This is a genomic window from Acidovorax sp. KNOB132 (assembly GCF_057541515.1).
In genome coordinates this window covers 1-17,211 of record NZ_BAAJYT010000075.1, presented here as the reverse complement: position 1 = coordinate 17,211, position 17,211 = coordinate 1, and the positions used below count along the sequence as shown (strand labels likewise).

At 65.7% G+C, this 17,211-nt stretch carries 19 protein-coding genes; 6 read left to right on the top strand and 13 right to left on the bottom strand.

From position 1 onward, the window contains the following. Positions 1-478: type IV pilus assembly protein FimV (locus AC27IO_RS12280; RefSeq protein WP_498739090.1), on the bottom strand; the 478-nt coding region annotated here is incomplete at its 3' end. A gap of 263 nt (positions 479-741) precedes the next feature. Continuing rightward, positions 742-1,872: an aspartate-semialdehyde dehydrogenase gene (gene asd, locus AC27IO_RS12275; protein ID WP_284395903.1), complete on the bottom strand. Its 1,131-nt coding sequence runs from the start codon at positions 1,870-1,872 to the stop codon at positions 742-744. A 312-nt stretch (positions 1,873-2,184) separates the two neighbouring features. Here asd and AC27IO_RS12270 point away from each other — a divergent pair, with 312 nt between their 5' ends. Beyond that, on the top strand, positions 2,185-2,982 hold the full coding sequence (locus tag AC27IO_RS12270) for a hypothetical protein (protein ID WP_498739089.1): 798 nt from the start codon (positions 2,185-2,187) through the stop codon (positions 2,980-2,982). Between the two features lie 103 nt (positions 2,983-3,085). Here AC27IO_RS12270 and leuB read toward each other — a convergent pair whose 3' ends face one another. The 9 genes from leuB to grpE form a co-directional block, all read right to left on the bottom strand. Next, complete coding sequence (gene leuB / locus AC27IO_RS12265; protein WP_498739088.1) at positions 3,086-4,156, bottom strand: 3-isopropylmalate dehydrogenase; 1,071 nt, start codon at positions 4,154-4,156, stop codon at positions 3,086-3,088. A gap of 91 nt (positions 4,157-4,247) precedes the next feature. Next, positions 4,248-4,913 (bottom strand): 3-isopropylmalate dehydratase small subunit, encoded by a 666-nt coding sequence (gene leuD / locus AC27IO_RS12260; protein ID WP_272567913.1) that lies wholly within the window; start codon positions 4,911-4,913, stop codon positions 4,248-4,250. 38 nt (positions 4,914-4,951) lie between these two features. Next, complete coding sequence (locus AC27IO_RS12255) at positions 4,952-5,356, bottom strand: hypothetical protein (protein WP_284407025.1); 405 nt, start codon at positions 5,354-5,356, stop codon at positions 4,952-4,954. A 41-nt stretch (positions 5,357-5,397) separates the two neighbouring features. Further along, complete coding sequence (locus AC27IO_RS12250) at positions 5,398-5,496, bottom strand: entericidin A/B family lipoprotein (RefSeq protein ID WP_372588273.1); 99 nt, start codon at positions 5,494-5,496, stop codon at positions 5,398-5,400. A gap of 67 nt (positions 5,497-5,563) precedes the next feature. Further along, positions 5,564-6,985 carry a 3-isopropylmalate dehydratase large subunit gene (leuC, locus tag AC27IO_RS12245; RefSeq protein ID WP_272567918.1) on the bottom strand — a complete coding sequence of 474 codons (1,422 nt, stop codon included), beginning with the start codon at positions 6,983-6,985 and terminating at the stop codon, positions 5,564-5,566. Between the two features lie 39 nt (positions 6,986-7,024). Beyond that, positions 7,025-7,960 carry a LysR family transcriptional regulator gene (locus AC27IO_RS12240; RefSeq protein ID WP_487089629.1) on the bottom strand — a complete coding sequence of 312 codons (936 nt, stop codon included), beginning with the start codon at positions 7,958-7,960 and terminating at the stop codon, positions 7,025-7,027. A gap of 150 nt (positions 7,961-8,110) precedes the next feature. Continuing rightward, positions 8,111-9,256 carry a molecular chaperone DnaJ gene (gene dnaJ / locus AC27IO_RS12235; RefSeq protein WP_272567922.1) on the bottom strand — a complete coding sequence of 382 codons (1,146 nt, stop codon included), beginning with the start codon at positions 9,254-9,256 and terminating at the stop codon, positions 8,111-8,113. 88 nt (positions 9,257-9,344) lie between these two features. Continuing rightward, a complete protein-coding gene (gene dnaK / locus AC27IO_RS12230; protein WP_284430078.1) occupies positions 9,345-11,300 on the bottom strand; it encodes a molecular chaperone DnaK in 1,956 nt (651 codons plus the stop codon). A gap of 104 nt (positions 11,301-11,404) precedes the next feature. Next, positions 11,405-11,965, bottom strand: coding sequence for a nucleotide exchange factor GrpE (grpE, locus tag AC27IO_RS12225; protein ID WP_272567926.1), 561 nt, complete (start codon positions 11,963-11,965; stop codon positions 11,405-11,407). A gap of 218 nt (positions 11,966-12,183) precedes the next feature. Between grpE and rpsF the strand changes: the two genes are divergently transcribed. From rpsF to dnaB, 5 genes are all read left to right on the top strand, one after another. Continuing rightward, a complete protein-coding gene (rpsF, locus tag AC27IO_RS12220; protein WP_272551597.1) occupies positions 12,184-12,561 on the top strand; it encodes a 30S ribosomal protein S6 in 378 nt (125 codons plus the stop codon). A gap of 16 nt (positions 12,562-12,577) precedes the next feature. After that, positions 12,578-12,868 carry a primosomal replication protein N gene (gene priB, locus AC27IO_RS12215; protein ID WP_272551598.1) on the top strand — a complete coding sequence of 97 codons (291 nt, stop codon included), beginning with the start codon at positions 12,578-12,580 and terminating at the stop codon, positions 12,866-12,868. A gap of 18 nt (positions 12,869-12,886) precedes the next feature. Then, complete coding sequence (gene rpsR, locus AC27IO_RS12210) at positions 12,887-13,168, top strand: 30S ribosomal protein S18 (RefSeq protein ID WP_011794373.1); 282 nt, start codon at positions 12,887-12,889, stop codon at positions 13,166-13,168. 12 nt (positions 13,169-13,180) lie between these two features. Next, a complete protein-coding gene (rplI, locus tag AC27IO_RS12205; protein WP_272551600.1) occupies positions 13,181-13,633 on the top strand; it encodes a 50S ribosomal protein L9 in 453 nt (150 codons plus the stop codon). A 184-nt stretch (positions 13,634-13,817) separates the two neighbouring features. Next, positions 13,818-15,230: a replicative DNA helicase gene (dnaB, locus tag AC27IO_RS12200; RefSeq protein ID WP_284395760.1), complete on the top strand. Its 1,413-nt coding sequence runs from the start codon at positions 13,818-13,820 to the stop codon at positions 15,228-15,230. Positions 15,231-15,324: 94 nt separating this feature from the next. Here dnaB and AC27IO_RS12195 read toward each other — a convergent pair whose 3' ends face one another. Together AC27IO_RS12195 and AC27IO_RS12190 are read right to left on the bottom strand one after the other, a co-directional pair. Then, on the bottom strand, positions 15,325-15,693 hold the full coding sequence (locus AC27IO_RS12195) for a hypothetical protein (RefSeq protein ID WP_284407020.1): 369 nt from the start codon (positions 15,691-15,693) through the stop codon (positions 15,325-15,327). A 16-nt stretch (positions 15,694-15,709) separates the two neighbouring features. Next, the coding region (locus tag AC27IO_RS12190; protein ID WP_498739087.1) for a PhoH family protein at positions 15,710-17,211 on the bottom strand (1,502 nt) is incomplete at its 5' end.

The following is a 17,211-nucleotide window of genomic DNA, read 5'->3' as shown; positions in this document are numbered from 1 at the left end:
CCGGTGCAGCGGCCGGGGCGGACGGCGCCGTCACCTGAGGCGATGCGGTCACGGTGGCCGGCGCGCGGCGCAGGGCCGGCGGGTCGAACAGCATGGTGTAGCTGCGCACGATCTGGCCGGAGTTCCAGGTGGCATCCAGCACCAGATCGACGAAGGGGTCGTTGATGGGGCGGTCACTGGTGAGTTGCAGCACCATCGAGCCATCGCTGCGGCGCTGCAGTTGCACGCGCAGGCTGTTCAGCGCGGGAGACACTTCCATCCCCTGGGCGCGGAACACCTGAGGGGACGCGGGGGCTGCCCGCAGCGAATCCGCTTCGGCGGCAGTGATCTGGGGCAGCTCGATCTCAGCGCGCAGGGGCTCGCCAAGGGCGGACTGCACGGTAAGGCGGCCCAGGGCGAGAGCATTCGCATCGGTGGCATACAGGCCGGCCGACATGACGGCCGCGGCGGCCAGGATTGAGAGTTTCCAACGATGCATGTGTGCCATCAACAAAAGAGGATTGTGCAGTCTGGCAAGGTGCCAGATTCAGGCAGTTTTGGTTCCGCGTGTAAGCGTGAAAATGTGTAAAAAGCACAATAGCATCAATGTTTTGCACTGACAAGCTGAGCCAAGGCGCAACCTTTGGGCGCCTTTCAGAAGGGCAATGTGCACCGCAGCAATGTTGTCAAAGGACAACGAGCAGTAACAAAACGTTGGTGCTTAAACGCGCTGACACCGGCTCGGTGTCAGCGCCGGCCGCGTCATTCGGCCAGCAGGATGCGCAACATGCGGCGCAGCGGTTCGGCGGCACCCCACAGCAGTTGGTCGCCGATGGTGAACGCGCCGATGTATTCCGGACCCATCGCCATCTGGCGGATGCGGCCCACGGGAATCGTCATGGTGCCGGTCACGGCCACGGGGGTCAGGTCCTTCAAGGTGGCTTCGCGCGTGTTGGGCACGACCTTCACCCACTCGTTGTCGGCGGCGATCATGGCCTCGATGTCGGCCACGGGCACGTGCTTCTTCAGCTTGAAGGTCAGGGCCTGGCTGTGGCAGCGCATCGCGCCCACCCGCACACAAAAACCGTCCACAGGCACCGCGGGCGTGTCGAAGCCTTCGCCCTGGCCCATGATCTTGTTCGTCTCGGCCATGCCCTTCCACTCTTCCTTGGACATGCCGTTGCCCAGGTCCTTGTCGATCCAGGGGATCAGGCTGCCGCCCAGGGGCACGCCAAAGTTGGCGGTTTCCGCGTCCGACAGGCTGCGCTGCTTGGCGATGACCTTGCGGTCGATTTCCAGGATGGCGCTCTTGGGATCGTCCAGGAGCGAGCGCACTTCCGCGTTCAGCGTGCCGTATTGCGTCAGCAGTTCGCGCATGTGCTGGGCGCCGCCGCCGCTGGCTGCCTGGTAGGTCTGCGTGCTCATCCACTCGACCAGGCCGGCCTTGTACAGCGCACCCACGCCCATCAGCATGCAACTCACGGTGCAGTTGCCGCCGATCCAGTTCTTGCCGCCTTTGGCCAGGGCATCCTGAATCACGGGCAGGTTGACCGGGTCCAGCACGATGACCGCGTCTTCCTTCATGCGCAGCGTGGAAGCGGCGTCGATCCAGTGGCCGTTCCAGCCGGCGTCGCGCAGCTTGGGAAACACTTCGGTGGTGTAGTCGCCGCCCTGGGCGGTCAGGATGATGTCGCAGCGCTTGAGGGCGTTGATGTCGAAGGCGTCCTGGAGCGTGGTTTCGTTCTTGGCCTGCGCCGGGGCCTTGCCGCCTGCGTTCGACGTGGAGAAGAACACGGGCTCGATGAGACCGAAATCGCCTTCGGCCTGCATGCGGTCCATCAATACGGAGCCGACCATGCCGCGCCAGCCGACCAAACCTACCAACTTGCTCATTTCAACGCCCCTATTCAGTTTACGAAACAGTACCCGACCGGGACTTTTCGCCTGGCTCGTCTGGCCAGGAAGGGCGCACGACGAACCAGGCTGGATCAGCCCTTAATGGTCGTGGTTTTGGTGGTGGTTGCGCGCGCGGCCCCACCGGCCAGGGCGGCGGGTGCAGTGTTCAGCAGGGTGAACGGGCGGGCGGCAAACATAGGCGGCGATTGTAGCGGAAGGCCTTTTGCCGACGGTGCTGTTTTTTTGAGGGGCGGCGGGAGGTGTTGTTTAACATCCGGCCTTTTTTCCACGTCAAAGGTCCCTCACCGCATGCGCATCGTCGCCACCGCCTTTCTTGCCCTGGCCGCTCTGTTGGGCGGCTGCAATGCCTCACAGGACAGCCCGTCATCGATCGCGCCGCAGGAGACGCAGAGGGTTCGCGATGCCGTCGATGAACTGGCCCGCCAGGATTTTCCGGCCATCGAGGCCCGGCTGGCGCCCCGGTTGCGCACCGCCGATCTGCGGCAGAACCTGGGCCGGATGGCGGCATTGATCCCCCCGGGACCGCCCCAATCCGCCGAGGCGGTGGGCGTTCAGGTTCTGAAGACCGATTCCGCCACCTTCCACCACCTCACGCTCGAGTACGAATACCCGCAGTCCTGGCTGGTCGTCTCTGCCATGCTGGAGCAGCGCGACGGCGCGGTCGTCTTCAATGCACTGCAGGTGACGCCGGCGTCGCAGTCCCTGGCCGCCACCCACCGCTTTTCACTGGAAGGCAAAACGCCGGGCCATTACCTGTTCCTCGCACTCGCGATCGGCATTCCGCTCGGGATCGTCTATACGCTGTGGGTCTGCGTCCGCACGCCGATCCCGATGCGCAAGTGGCTGTGGTGTGCCGTGATCGCGGTGGGTGTGGTGCAGTGCCATCTGGACTGGACCACGGGCGCATGGTCCGCGCAGTGGTTGAGCCTGCAGCTGCTGGGGGCGGGCTTTGTGAAGGCGGGGCCCCAGGCTCCGCTCATCCTCACCATCTCCGCGCCGGTGGGGGCGCTGGCCTTCTGGGTGCGTCGCAGGTCCTTCGTTCGCGCGGCATCGGCCGCGCCGCAGGCCGCAACCGACGCGCGCTGATACCAGCGATCGCCAACGCATGGACCGATAAAAAAAAGGGTGGCCGGCGGGCCACCCTTTTGGGCAGGAACGGCCCGCTTCAGCGCGTGCCGGGCTGCAACGGTCAGCCCAGGGCCTTCACCACGGCGTCGCCCATCTGCGCCGTGCCCACCTTCGTGGTGCCTTCGCTCCAGATGTCCGGCGTGCGCAGGCCTTGGGCCAGCACCTTCTGCACGGCCGCTTCGATGCGCTGGGCGGCTGCTTCCTGGTTCAGGCTGAAGCGCAGCATCATCGCGGCGCTCAGGATGGTCGCCAGCGGATTGGCCACGCCCTTGCCGGCGATGTCGGGCGCGCTGCCATGGCTGGGCTCGTACAGGCCCTGGTTCTTGCTGTTGAGGCTGGCCGAGGGCAGCATGCCGATGGAGCCGGTGAGCATGGAAGCCTCGTCCGACAGGATGTCGCCGAACATGTTGCCGGTGACCACCACGTCGAAGGCCTTGGGGGCCTTCACCAACTGCATGGCCGCGTTGTCCACGTACATGTGCTGCAGTTCCACGTCGGGGTACTGCTGACCCACTTCGGTGACCACGTCCTTCCAGAACTGGAAGGTTTCCAGCACGTTGGCCTTGTCCACGCTGGTGACCTTCTTGCTGCGCTTGCGCGCGGCCTGGAACGCCACGTGGGCGATGCGCTCGATCTCCGGCTTGGAGTAGCGCATGGTGTCGAAGGCCTCTTCGGCGCCGGGGAAGTGGCCGTCCACGGCCGTGCGCCGGCCGCGCGGCTGGCCGAAGTAGATGTCGCCCGTCAGCTCGCGGATGATGAGGATGTCGAGGCCCGAGATCAGCTCGGGCTTGAGGCTCGAAGCGCCCACCAGCTGCTCGTAGCAGATGGCCGGGCGGAAATTGGCGAACAGTCCCAGGTGCTTGCGCAGGCCCAGAATGGCCTGTTCGGGGCGCAGGGGGCGGTCGAGCTTGTCGTACTTCCAGTCACCCACGGCGCCGAACAGCACGGCGTCGGCGTCCTGCGCCAGCTTCAGCGTGGCTTCGGGCAGCGGGTGGCCGTGGGCCTCGTACGCGGCGCCGCCGACCAGGGCGGACTCCATCTCGAACGGAAGGCCCAGCACGTCCAGCACCTTGACGGCCTCTGCCATGATTTCCGTGCCGATGCCGTCGCCCGGCAAAACTGCGATTTTCATGTCTTTGCTTCTCTTTTGATAGCGATATGCCCTAGTGCTTATTGCGCTGCGGGCCGATTGGATACTTGATGTTTGGCTGCCGGCAGGCAGATCAGCCCGCCATGGTGTGGGCCAGCCAGGGCTTGGTGGCCAGGCGCTGGGCCTCGAACACCTTGATCTTGTCAGACTGCCGCAGGGTCAGGCCGATGTCGTCGAACCCGTTGAGCAGGCAGTACTTGCGAAAGGCGTTCACCTCGAACGGAATCTCTTCGCCCACGACCTCGTCGCGGTTCTGGCGCACGATCACCTGGCGCTCCAGATCGATGGTGAGCTGGTAGCCGGGAAAGGCGTGCACCTCATCGAACAGCTGCGCCACGGTGGCCTCGGGCAGCACGATGGGCAGCAGGCCGTTCTTGAAGCAGTTGTTGAAGAAGATGTCCGCGAAGCTCGGCGCGATCACGGCGCGAAAGCCGTATTGGTCCAGCGCCCAGGGCGCGTGCTCTCGGCTCGATCCGCAGCCGAAATTCTTGCGCGCCAGCAGGATGGACGCGCCGGCGTAGCGGGGCTGGTTGAGCACGAAGTCCGGGTTGGGCTTGCGGCTCGCCGGGTCCTGGCCCGGTTCGCCGTGGTCCAGGTAGCGCCACTCGTCGAACAGGTTCACGCCGAAGCCGGTCTTCTTGATCGACTTGAGGAACTGCTTCGGAATGATGGCGTCGGTATCGACGTTCTCGCGGTCCATGGGGGCCACGAGGCCTTGGTGGAGGGTGAATTTCTGCATGGTATGTGTCCGTGAAAGGGCTCGAAGGCAGCGGTGCGTTACTGCCCGTTGCTCCAGGTGCCGCCCTTGATGGCGGCGGTGGATGTTTCGCAGGCCTTGCGTTTTTCCTGCACGGCCTCGGGCGACAGGTTGTAGTAGTAGGCGTCCAGCGGCTGGCCCATCAGCCCCTTGCACGCGCCACTGGCGGGCCGGGGGCACTGGGCGAGGAAGGTCACCTTGCCTGCCTTGCCCCCGAGCTGGGCCGAGGTCTGCGCCAGGCCGTTGCAGCTCGCCTTGAGCTGCTCGGCCGGAATGCCGGCGGTGAACTCCATGCAGTCCTTCACCGCCACGGTTTTGCCGGCGACGGGCACGTTGCCTTCGATCACGCAGGCGCGGTCGGCCGCCAGGGCCGTGGCACAACCGCCCAGGAGCCAGGCAGCGAAGAGGGGCCATACGGCTTTCATGCGGCGGTCCTTTCTGGAGGTCTGGGGCGTGGCGCGGCCGGTCATTTGGCGGCCCGTTCGATGGCGCTGCCCGCGCGTTGCACGTCCTGGCCCATGCCCTTGACGGTGTTGCAGCCGGCCAGCAGGCAAGCCAGGGCCAGGGTGAGAAGGGTGGCGGTCTTGTTCACGGCAAGTGTCCTTGGGGTGAATGGAATGCAGCCGGGGCGCTCAGGCGAACTGGCGCACGTCCACGAAGTGGCCGTGCACGGCGGCCGCGGCGGCCATGGCCGGCGAGACCAGGTGGGTGCGTCCGCCCGCGCCCTGGCGGCCTTCGAAGTTGCGGTTGCTGGTGGAGGCGCAGCGCTCGCCGGGCTCCAGGCGGTCGGCGTTCATGGCCAGGCACATCGAGCAGCCGGGCTCGCGCCATTCGAAGCCCGCGGCCTTGAAGATCTCGTGCAGGCCTTCGCGCTCGGCCTGCTCCTTCACCAGGCCGGAGCCGGGCACCACCATGGCCAGCTTGATGTTCTTGGCGACCTTCTGGCCCAGCTTCTTGACCACCGCGGCGGCTTCGCGCATGTCCTCGATGCGGCTGTTGGTGCACGAGCCGATGAACACCTTGTCCACGAAGATGTCGTTCAGCGCCTTGCCGGGCTCCAGGTTCATGTAGGTGAGCGCGCGCTCCATGGCGCCGCGCTTGTTGGCGTCCTTTTCCTTGTCGGGATCGGGCACGCGGGCATCCACGCCCAGCACCATCTCGGGCGAGGTGCCCCAGGTGATCTGCGGCACGATGTCCGCGGCGTTCAGCGTGACCACCGTGTCGAAGTGCGCGTCGGCATCCGACTGCAGCGTCTTCCAGTAGGCGACCGCCTGGTCCCATTCCACGCCCGAGGGCGACAGCGGCCGGCCCTTCACGTAGTCGATGGTCTTGTCGTCCACCGCCACCAGGCCGGCGCGCGCGCCCGCCTCGATGGCCATGTTGCAGACCGTCATGCGGCCTTCGATGCTGAGGGCGCGGATCGCCGGGCCGCCGAACTCGATGGTGTAGCCGGTGCCGCCCGCCGTGCCGATCTTGCCGATGATGGCCAACACGATGTCCTTGGCCGTCACGCCGGGCGCGACCTGGCCGTCCACGCGGATGAGCATGTTCTTGGCCTTCTTGGCCAGCAGGGTCTGCGTGGCCATGACGTGCTCGACCTCGCTGGTGCCGATGCCGTGCGCCAGCGCGCCGAAGGCGCCGTGCGTGCTGGTGTGGCTGTCGCCGCACACCACCGTCATGCCGGGCAGCGTGGCGCCGTTCTCGGGGCCGATCACGTGGACGATGCCCTGGCGCTTGCTCATGAACGGGAAGAACGCTGCCGCGCCGACCTCGGCGATGTTCTTGTCGAGCGTGGTGATCTGCTCCTTGCTGATCGGGTCGGTGATGCCGTCGTAGCCCCGCTCCCAGCCGGTGGTGGGCGTGTTGTGGTCCGCCGTGGCGACGATGGAGCTGACGCGCCAGACCTTGCGGCCGGCCTGGCGCAGGCCCTCGAACGCCTGCGGGCTGGTCACTTCGTGCACCAGGTGGCGGTCGATGTAGAGGATGGCGGTGCCGTCCTCCTCGGTGTGGACGACGTGCTCGTCCCAGATCTTGTCGTACAGGGTGCGTCCCATGGCGGTCTCTTTGGTGGGTTTCAGGTGGGGTGGATGATTTTAGGAAGGCTCGGGCGGGGCAGGTGGCACCAAGTGTTCGACCAGCAGCCGGGCCGTGACCGGCAGGGTGTCGAAGTCGCGGGCCACCAGGCGCAGTTCGCGCTGGCCCCAGGGCTCGTCGAGCGCGACGGACTGCAGCCGGCCCACGCCGCGTATCAGCGCGAAGGCCCGGTCCGGCAGCAGGCCCACGCCCAGGCCGTTGTCGATCATGCGGCACATGGCGTCCAGCCCGGTGACCTGGATGCGCTGGCGCAGCGGGCGCCCGGCCTGCGCGGCCGCCTGTTGCATGGCCAGGCTGATGCTGCTGTTGGCCTGCAGGCCGACGATGTCGCAGTCGAGGATTGCTTCAAATTTGATAGCAGCATGCCGGGACAATGCATGCCCCTGAGGCACGACGAGCACCAAGCGGTCGCTGCGGTAGGGGCGGCTTTGCAGGCCCTCGGGTTCGGCGGCGGCGCCGGTGTGGCACAGCCCCAGGTCGGCCGCGCCCTCGCGCACGGCTTGCAGCACGTCGGGGCTCAGGTGTTCCTGCAGGTCGATTTTGACCTGGCTGTGCGCGCGGGCGAAGGCCCCCAGGTCCTCGGGCAGGAACTGCACGATGGCCGAGATGTTGGCGTGCATGCGCACATGGCCGCGCACTCCGTCGGCGTACTCGCTCAGTTCGCCTTGCATGCGCTCCAGGCCGAACAGCACGGTGCGGGCGTGGTGCAGCAGGCTTTCGCCAGCGGGCGTGAGGGTGACGCCGCGGCTGTGCCGGTAGAGCAGGGCGGTGTCCACCGCGGTTTCCAGGTCGGACAGGCGCTTGCTGACGGCGGAGGCGGCGATGAACTCCCGCTCCGCCGCGCGGCCGATGCTTCCCAGCTCGCAGACGGCCACGAAGAGCTGCAGCGAGGTGAGGTCGATTCGGCGCGCAAAACTGCGCTCGGAGCTTTTCATCGTGGTTGGAGAATTCTCTGAATCAGAGAGTTGCCGTATTTTCTCCCATGAAAATGCCGCGAGCCATCGTGGTATGCGATGGCTTTGCTGCCCATTCACGCAAAAAAACGGCGCCCGAAGGCGCCGTTGGCGGTCAAGGCCTGGCTGCGATCAGCTGAACAGGTTCTTCAGCCGGTCGGTCCAGCTTTCGCCGCTGGGCGAGTGCTTGGCGCCGCCTTTCTTGAGCGACTCCTCCAGTTCGCGCAGCAGCTTGCGCTGGTGCTCGGTCAGCTTGACCGGCGTTTCGACCGCGATGTGGCAGTACAGGTCGCCGGGGTAGCTGGCCCGCACGCCCTTGATGCCCTTGCCGCGCAGGCGGAACTGCTTGCCGGCCTGGGTGCCTTCGGGAATGTCGATGGCCGCCTTGCCCTGCAGCGTGGGCACTTCGATCTCGCCGCCCAGCGCGGCCGTGATGAAGCTCACGGGCACCTGGCAATGCAGGTCGTCGCCGTCGCGCTCGAAGATGTCGTGCTTCTTCAGGCGGATCTCGATGTACAGGTCCCCCGGCGGGCCGCCGTTGGTGCCCGGCTCGCCGTTGCCGGTGCTGCGGATGCGCATGCCGTCGTCGATGCCGGCGGGGATCTTCACTTCCAGCGTCTTTTGCTTCTTGACCTTGCCCTGGCCGTGGCAGGTGGTGCAGGGCTCGGGAATGATCTTGCCCGTGCCGCGGCAGTGCGGGCAGGTCTGCTGCACGCTGAAGAAGCCCTGGCGCATCTGCACCGTGCCGGCACCGGCACAGGTGGTGCAGGTCTTGGCGCTGGTGCCCGGCTTGGCGCCGCTGCCGTGGCAGGTCTCGCACGACTCCCAGGAGGGAATGCGGATCTGCGCGTCCTTGCCCTTGGCCGCCTCCTCGAGGGTGACCTCCATCGCGTAGCTCAGGTCGTTGCCGCGATAGACCTGGCGCCCGCCCTGGCCGCGCCCGCGCGCCCCGCCCTGGCCGAACATGTCGCCGAAGATGTCGCCGAAGGCCTCGGCAAAGCCACCGAAGCCTTCCGCACCCGCGCCGCCGGGGCCGCGCATGTTCGGGTCCACGCCCGCGTGGCCGTACTGGTCGTAGGCGGCCCGCTTCTGCGGATCGGAGAGCATTTCATAAGCCTCTTTGGCTTCCTTGAACCGCTCTTCGGCAGGCTTGGCCGCGTCACCCTGGTTGCGGTCAGGGTGGTGCTTCATCGCGAGCTTGCGATAAGCCTTCTTGATCTCTTCGTCCGAGGCGTTCTTTGGAACGCCCAGAACTTCGTAAAAGTCTCTCTTGGACATGGTCTTTCCGAGCTCGGTTGGAACAGGAACGCCGCGCTGACCCCTGTGCAGGGCCCGGCGCGGCGGCTAGTCGGGCACGCGAGCGCGCTCAGCCTTTCTTCACTTCCTTCACTTCAGCGTCCACTACGTTGTCGTCGTGCGGCGCTGCGCCGGCGGAGGACGAGGCACCGCCCTGGGGCGCTGCACCTTCCGTGCCACCTGCTGCCGCAGCCTGGGCGGCCTGCGCTTCGGCGTACATCTTCTCGCCCAGCTTCTGGCTGGCGGTCATCAGCGCGGTCGTCTTGTCGTCGATGGCGGCCTTGTCTTCGCCCTTGAGCGCGTCTTCCAGGGCCTTCACGGCGGACTCGATCTGCTCCTTCTCGGCCGCATCGAGCTTGTCGCCGTGCTCGGCGAGGCTCTTGGTCACGCTGTGCACGGCGGCTTCGCCCTGGTTGCGCGCCTGGACCAGTTCCAGCTTCTTCTTGTCGTCGGCCGCGTTCAGTTCGGCGTCTTTCACCATCTTCTGGATCTCTTCCTCGGACAGGCCCGAGTTCGCCTTGATGGTGATCTTGTTTTCCTTGCCGGTGCCCTTGTCCTTGGCGCCCACGTGCAGGATGCCGTTGGCATCGATGTCGAAGCTCACCTCGATCTGCGGCACGCCGCGGCCTGCCGGCGGAATGCCTTCCAGGTTGAACTCGCCCAGCAGCTTGTTGGCGCTGGCCAGTTCGCGTTCGCCCTGGAACACCTTGATCGTCACGGCCGGCTGGTTGTCGTCGGCGGTCGAGAAGGTCTGCGCGAACTTCGTCGGGATCGTGGTGTTCTTGCTGATCATCTTGGTCATCACGCCGCCCAGCGTCTCGATGCCCAGCGACAGCGGCGTCACGTCCAGCAGCAGCACGTCCTTGCGGTCGCCCGACAGCACCTGGCCCTGGATGGCGGCGCCCACGGCCACGGCTTCGTCCGGGTTCACGTCCTTGCGCGGGTCCTTGCCGAAGAACTCCTTGACCTTGTCCTGCACCTTGGGCATGCGGGTCATGCCGCCGACCAGGATCACGTCATGGATGTCCGACACGCTGATGCCGGCGTCCTTGATGGCCGTGCGGCAGGGGGCGATCGTGCGCTCGATCAGCTCTTCCACCAGCGCTTCGAGCTTGGCGCGCGTGAGCTTGATGTTCAGGTGCTTCGGGCCCGAGGCGTCCGCCGTGATGTAGGGCAGGTTGATGTCGGTCTGCGCGCTGTTGGACAGCTCGATCTTGGCCTTCTCGGCCGCTTCCTTCAGGCGCTGCAGGGCCAGCACGTCCTTGGACAGATCGACGCCCTGGTCCTTCTTGAACTCGGAAATGATGTAGTCGATGATGCGCTGGTCGAAGTCTTCGCCGCCCAGGAACGTGTCGCCGTTGGTGGACAGCACTTCGAACTGCTTTTCGCCGTCGACGTCGGCGATCTCGATGATGGACACGTCGAACGTGCCGCCACCCAGGTCATACACGGCGATCTTGCGGTCGCCCTTTTCCTGCTTGTCCAGGCCGAAGGCCAGGGCCGCGGCCGTGGGCTCGTTGATGATGCGCTTGACGTCCAGGCCCGCGATGCGGCCGGCGTCCTTGGTGGCCTGGCGCTGGGCGTCGTTGAAGTACGCGGGCACCGTGATGACGGCTTCCGTCACCGGCTCGCCCAGGTAGTCCTCGGCGGTCTTCTTCATCTTGCGCAGGATGTCGGCGCTGACCTGCTGGGCCGAGATCTTGTTGCCGCGCACTTCGACCCAGGCGTCGCCGTTGTCGGCCGCCGTGATCTTGTAGGGCATCAGGTCGATGTCCTTTTGCACTTCCTTTTCGGTGAACTTGCGGCCGATCAGGCGCTTGATCGCGTACAGCGTGTTCTGCGGGTTGGTGACGGCCTGGCGCTTGGCCGAGGCGCCGACCAGCACTTCGCCGTCTTCCTGGTACGCCACGATGGAGGGCGTGGTGCGCGCGCCTTCCGAGTTCTCAATCACCCGCGTGGTGTTGCCTTCCATGATGGACACGCAGCTGTTGGTGGTGCCCAGGTCGATACCGATGATTTTTCCCATGTTGTTCTCCGAGATTTTGAAAAAGATTTGGATGCCGATAACTTGTGGATAACTTGGCCGGCTTCAAGCCGTCGCCGTCAGTTTTTCTTTGGGTCGGCGGGTGCTTACTTGGGCGCGGACACCGTGACCAAGGCCGGGCGCAGCACGCGCTCGGCGATCACGTAGCCTTTTTGCAACACGGACACCACCGTGTTGGGCTCCTGGTCGGCCGGCACCATGCTGATGGCCTGGTGCTGGTGCGGGTCGAACTTGTCGCCCGCATTGGGGTTGATGGCCAGCACCTTGTTGCGCTCCAGTGCGGAGGTGAGCTGGCGCAGCGTGGCGTCCGAGCCTTCGCGCAACTGTTCGATCGTGGCGTCCTTGATGGCCAGGGCCGCGGCCAGGCTGTCGGCCACGGGGAGCATGCTTTCCGCGAAGCTCTCGATGCCGAACTTGCGGGCCTTGGAGATTTCCTCCTCGGCGCGGCGGCGGGCGTTCTCGGCCTCGGCCTTGGCGCGCAGGAATTGGTCGGCGAGATCGGCGCTCTTGGCCTTCAGCTCGGCCAGTTCGCCCTGCAGGCGGCCCAGTTCATCGGAGGCATGTGCCGCCATCGCGGCTTCGACTTCTTCAGGAGAGGGGGAGGCGTCCCCATGAGAGGCGGTGGCTGGATTGTTTTGATCGGACATGTCGATTTCTTCTGAAAGTGAACGGTACGCGCGGCAAATGGGTGCCACCCGGCGGATTTCAAGCGAAAAGGCGACGTTTGCACGCAGATGCGTCGGGCTGGCGTCGGTCTCGGCCGGCGTGAGTGTACAAGCGACAGGCCTTGAGGCTATAATCGCCGGCTTTGCCTTGCCACACCGCTTCTAGACGCAGCGGGTGGTTTCATCCACAAGGAGTTTGCATGCGTCACTACGAAATCATTTTGTTGATCCATCCGGATCAAAGCGAACAAGTTCCAGCCATGCTGGAGCGCTACAAGGGCATGATCGTCGCCGGCGGCGGCAAGGTGCACCGCGTGGAAGACTGGGGCCGCCGTCAACTGGCGTACCTGATCAACAAGCTCGCCAAGGCCCACTACCTGTGCGTGAACATCGAAGCCGACCAGGCCGTGATGGCGGAACTGGAGCATGCCTTCAAGTTCAACGACGCTGTGCTGCGCCACCTGACGGTTCAAAAGAAGAAGGCCGACACGGGTCCTTCCTCCATGATGAAGACCGTCGAGCGCGAAGAAGCCCGCAAGGCCAGCCAGGCCGAGTTCGCCGCTTCGGGCGAGCGCTGATCCATCGACTGGAGGAGTGGAAAACCACGTTGTCCTCACCGCCTGTATCGCCGAGGCTCAGGCCCTGCGCTACACGCCCGCTGGCCTGCCGGCCCTGGATCTGAAGCTCGAACACGGGTCTCAGCAGCAGGAAGCCGGTGCACAGCGCGAGGTCAAGGCGGTCGTGAAGGCCATTGCCTTCGGCACGCTCGCAGAGCGGCTGGCAAGACAGGCGCTCGGCAGCCTCTGGATCTTCCGGGGGTTTCTGGCGACGTCGCGCAACGGCAAGGGGCTGGTGTTCCACATCCAGGATATTCAACAAGATTAATTTTCAAGAGGTCCGAAAATGGCCACGTTCAAGAAGTTCAACAAAGACAAGCGCCCGAAGCGCAACACCCAGTCGCTGCTGTTCAAGCGCAAGCGCTTTTGCCGCTTCACCGTCGCCGGCGTCGAAGAGATCGACTACAAGGATGTCGACACGCTGCGTGACTTCATCGCCGAAAACGGCAAGATCATCCCCGCACGCCTGACCGGCACGCGCGCCATCTACCAGCGTCAGCTGAACACCGCCATCAAGCGCGCGCGCTTCCTGGCCCTGGTGCCTTACAGCGACCAGCACAAGATCTAAGGAGCAACAGTCATGCAAATCATCCTGCTCGACAAGGTTGTGAACCTCGGCAACCTCGGCGAAATCGTCAAGGTCAAAGACGGCTATGCCCGCAACTTCCTGATTCCTTCGGGCCGCGCACGCCGCGCCACCGAATCCGCCAAGGCTGAATTCGAAGCCAAGCGCGCCGAACTCGAAAAGGCCGCTGCCGCGAAGCTGGCCGAGTCCCAGGCCCAAGGCGAAAAGCTCGGTGGCACGACCATCAAGCTGACGCAAAAGGCCGGCGTGGACGGCCGCCTGTTCGGTTCCGTGACCAACCACGACATCGCTGAAGAGCTGAACAAGCAAGGCTACAAGGTCGTGAAGTCGCAGATCCGCCTGCCCAACGGCCCGATCAAGGTCGTCGGCGACAACACGGTGAGCGTGGCCCTGCACACCGATGTGGTGGTGGACGTGACCGTGTCGGTCTACGGCGAAACCGCCTAACGAAAAAGCGCTGCCTCTGGCATCGACCGCGAAGCCGCCCTCGGGCGGCTTTCGCGTTTCTGGCCTGCTGTTCCATGCACCGGTCACCCACCGCCTGTGAACAGCTTGTCCACAGACTTGTCATCCCAGTCTTCCATCTGCCTGACGGTAATCCACCGCGCCCGCCGCGAGAGGACCTTTTGCCATGACCCTCGAGTCCCTTTCCATCGACGAGGATTTCGCTCCGGCACCGGACCGCGAAGTCGCCCAGTTGCGCGTGCCGCCGCATTCCCTGGAGGCCGAGTCCAGCGTGCTGGGCGGCCTGCTGCTCGACAACATGGCCTGGGACCGGGTGGGCGACCTGCTGGTGGACGGCGATTTCTACCGGCATGAGCACCAGCTCATCTATTCGGCCATCGGCGCCATGGTGAACGCCAGCAAACCCGCCGACGTGATCACGGTGTACGAGCGGCTGCAGGGGCTGGGCAAGGCGGAGGAGATCGGCGGGCTGGCCTACCTCAACAGCCTGGCGCAGTACGTGCCGAGCGCGAGCAACATCCGGCGTTATGCCGAGATCGTGCGGGAGCGTTCGATCCTGCGCAAGCTGGTCACGGCCAGCGACGAGATCGCCACCAACGCCTTCAACCCCAAGGGCAAGCCGGTCGAGCGCATCCTGGACGAGGCCGAGCAGAAGATCTTCGCCATCGGCGAAGAAGGCTCGCGCATGAAGCAGGGTTTCCAGTCGCTGGACACGCTGGTGGTGGACCTGCTGGACCGCGTCCAGGAAATGGCGGACAACCCCGTGGACGTCACGGGCGTGCCCACGGGTTTCGCCGACCTGGACCGCATGACATCGGGCCTGCAGGCGGGCGACATGGTGGTGCTGGCGGCGCGGCCGTCCATGGGCAAGACCTCGTTCGCCGTGAACATCGCCGAACACGTGGCGCTCAACGAAGGCCTGCCCGTGGCCATCTTCTCGATGGAAATGGGCGCGGCGCAACTGGCGGTGCGGATCGTGGGCTCCATCGGCCGCGTGAACCAGGGCAACCTGCGCACCGGCAAGCTGACCGACGAAGAATGGCCGCGGCTGACCGAGGCCATCGAGCGCCTGCGCACGGTGTCGCTGCACATCGACGAGACGCCGGGCCTCACGCCCAGCGAGCTGCGCGCCAACGCGCGCCGGCTGGCGCGCCAGTGCGGCAAGCTGGGGCTGATCGTGGTCGACTACCTGCAGCTCATGAGCGGCTCGGGTTCGTCCAGCTCGGACAACCGCGCCACCGAACTGGGCGAGATCTCCCGGGGCCTCAAGATGCTGGCCAAGGAACTGCAGTGCCCGGTGATCGCGCTGTCGCAGCTCAACCGCTCGGTGGAGCAGCGCACCGACAAGCGGCCGATGATGTCCGACCTGCGCGAATCCGGCGCCATCGAGCAGGATGCCGACATCATCATGTTCATCTACCGCGACGACTACTACAACAAGGACAGCAAGGAGCCGAACGTGGCCGAGGTCATCATCGGCAAGCAACGGAACGGCCCCACCGGCACGGTGAAGCTGTTCTTCCAGAAGAACCAGACGCGCTTCGAAAACCTCGCCATGGGCTCCGGCGACGATTTCTAGGCGCCTGGGGTCAAAAAGGCCTCCAGCACATATCTTTCTAGGGCATATTGCTATCAATTAAATAGCAAACGTCCGGAATGCGGTGCAGGCCCGGTCAGCTGCCGCCCAGCGCCCAGGCCAGCAGCCCCACGGTGGCGACGCCGGTCAGTGCCACGGCGATCGTCAGGCGCTGGCTGCGCACCCGCAGCGCATCCACCGCGCGCACGAGCTGGGCGTTCTGCTCGGCGAGCGAGCCGATCAGCACGGCCGACGCCTGCTGCTCGGCCTCCAGCGCCTGAACCCGCTGGCGCAGTGCGGCCAGGCCGTCCTCCGTGCCATTGGGCAGGGGCGCGGCGGCGGTGGCTGCCGGCCCTTTCTGCGTCTGGCCCAGCAGCCGCCGGGCGGCCTGCAGGATCTGAGGCGTCGCCTCGATCACGTCGCCCCAGGGCACCAGTTTCAGCGCGGTCATCCATCCCACGGCCATTACCGGGTGCTCCCGCTCACAGCACTTCGCTGGCGAAGTCCGCCAGGCGTGAGCGCTCGCCGCGCGCCAGGGTGATGTGGCCGCTGTGCGGCCAGCCCTTGAAGCGGTCCACCGCGTAGGTCAGGCCGGAGGAGCCTTCGGTCAGGTACGGCGTGTCGATCTGCGCCAGGTTGCCCATGCAGATGATCTTGGTGCCCGGGCCCGCCCGCGTGATGAGCGTTTTCATCTGCTTGGGCGTGAGGTTCTGCGCCTCGTCGATGATCACGTACTTGTTGAGGAACGTGCGCCCGCGCATGAAGTTCATGCTCTTGATCTTGATGCGGCTGCGGATCAGCTCGTTGGTGGCCGCGCGGCCCCATTCGCCCGCGTTGCCGCCGTCGCCCTTGGCCAGGAATTCGAGGTTGTCGTCCAGCGCGCCCATCCATGGGCCCATCTTTTCCTCTTCGGTGCCGGGCAGGAAGCCGATGTCCTCGCCCACGCTCACCGTGGCGCGGGTCATGATGATCTCGGTGTAGCGGCGCTCGTCCAGCACCTGCGTGAGGCCCGCGGCCAACGCCATCAGCGTCTTGCCGGTGCCGGCCGTGCCGGTGAGGGTGACGAAGTCCACCTCGGGGTCCATGAGCAGGTTCATGGCGAAGTTCTGCTCGCGGTTGCGGGTGTTCACGCCCCAGATGGCGTTCTTGGCCGAGCCGTAGTCCTTGAGCGTCTGCAGCACCGCCGTGCGGTCGCGGATCTCGGTCACGCGGGCGAACAGGCTGGGCTCGCCGGGCGCCTCGAAGTACACGAACTGGTTGATCATCAGCTGCGGCACGATCGGTCCGCCGATGCGGTAGTACGTGTGCACGCCGCTCTGCCAGCTTTCCACGTTCTTGCCGGTCTTGATCCAGAAGTCGGCCGGCAGCGCGAGCACGCCGGAGTACAGCAGGTCGCCATCCTCGAGCGTCTTGTCGTTCTGGTAGTCCTCGGCGTTCAGGCCGAGCGCGCGCGCCTTGACGCGCATGTTGATGTCCTTGGACACCAGCACGACTTCGCGCGGAGCATGCAGCTTGCGCAGCGCCTCGACGACGCCCAGGATCTGGTTGTCAGCCTTGCCCTGGGGCAGGCTGGTGGGCAGGCTGTAGTCGAGCGGCGCCGTCTGGAAATACAGGCAGCCGCCGGCCGCGCGCTGGCCGGTGGAGTCGAGCTTGAGCCCGCGCGCGATGTCGGCGCCCTGCGCGGCGGCCAGGGCGTCGAGCGTGCGGCTGGCCTGGCGTCCGTTGCGGGCGACCTCGGTCATGCCTTTCTTGTGGCCGTCGAGTTCCTCGAGCACGATCATCGGCAGGAAAATGTCGTGTTCCTCGAATCGGAAGAGGCTGGTCGGGTCGTGCAGCAGCACGTTGGTGTCCAGCACGAACATCTTCTTGGGGCCGTTGCTGCGCACCTTGCGGCTGCGCGCGCTGGATGCCGCAGCGGGGGCTGGTGCGGGCTCGGGCGCGGCGGTGCGTGCCTGCACCGGCTCGGCCAGGGCGGACTCACGGG

What these genes read in the sequence shown, in the direction of transcription:
- asd (WP_284395903.1), bottom strand. Translation starts at nt 1,872, where the DNA reads ATGAGCAAGTTGGTAGGTTTGGTCGGCTGGCGCGGCATGGTCGGCTCC.
- AC27IO_RS12270 (WP_498739089.1), top strand. Translation starts at nt 2,185, where the DNA reads ATGCGCATCGTCGCCACCGCCTTTCTTGCCCTGGCCGCTCTGTTGGGC.
- leuB (WP_498739088.1), bottom strand. Translation starts at nt 4,156, where the DNA reads ATGAAAATCGCAGTTTTGCCGGGCGACGGCATCGGCACGGAAATCATG.
- leuD (WP_272567913.1), bottom strand. Translation starts at nt 4,913, where the DNA reads ATGCAGAAATTCACCCTCCACCAAGGCCTCGTGGCCCCCATGGACCGC.
- AC27IO_RS12255 (WP_284407025.1), bottom strand. Translation starts at nt 5,356, where the DNA reads ATGAAAGCCGTATGGCCCCTCTTCGCTGCCTGGCTCCTGGGCGGTTGT.
- leuC (WP_272567918.1), bottom strand. Translation starts at nt 6,985, where the DNA reads ATGGGACGCACCCTGTACGACAAGATCTGGGACGAGCACGTCGTCCAC.
- AC27IO_RS12240 (WP_487089629.1), bottom strand. Translation starts at nt 7,960, where the DNA reads ATGAAAAGCTCCGAGCGCAGTTTTGCGCGCCGAATCGACCTCACCTCG.
- dnaJ (WP_272567922.1), bottom strand. Translation starts at nt 9,256, where the DNA reads ATGTCCAAGAGAGACTTTTACGAAGTTCTGGGCGTTCCAAAGAACGCC.
- dnaK (WP_284430078.1), bottom strand. Translation starts at nt 11,300, where the DNA reads ATGGGAAAAATCATCGGTATCGACCTGGGCACCACCAACAGCTGCGTG.
- grpE (WP_272567926.1), bottom strand. Translation starts at nt 11,965, where the DNA reads ATGTCCGATCAAAACAATCCAGCCACCGCCTCTCATGGGGACGCCTCC.
- rpsF (WP_272551597.1), top strand. Translation starts at nt 12,184, where the DNA reads ATGCGTCACTACGAAATCATTTTGTTGATCCATCCGGATCAAAGCGAA.
- rpsR (WP_011794373.1), top strand. Translation starts at nt 12,887, where the DNA reads ATGGCCACGTTCAAGAAGTTCAACAAAGACAAGCGCCCGAAGCGCAAC.
- rplI (WP_272551600.1), top strand. Translation starts at nt 13,181, where the DNA reads ATGCAAATCATCCTGCTCGACAAGGTTGTGAACCTCGGCAACCTCGGC.
- dnaB (WP_284395760.1), top strand. Translation starts at nt 13,818, where the DNA reads ATGACCCTCGAGTCCCTTTCCATCGACGAGGATTTCGCTCCGGCACCG.
- AC27IO_RS12195 (WP_284407020.1), bottom strand. Translation starts at nt 15,693, where the DNA reads ATGGCCGTGGGATGGATGACCGCGCTGAAACTGGTGCCCTGGGGCGAC.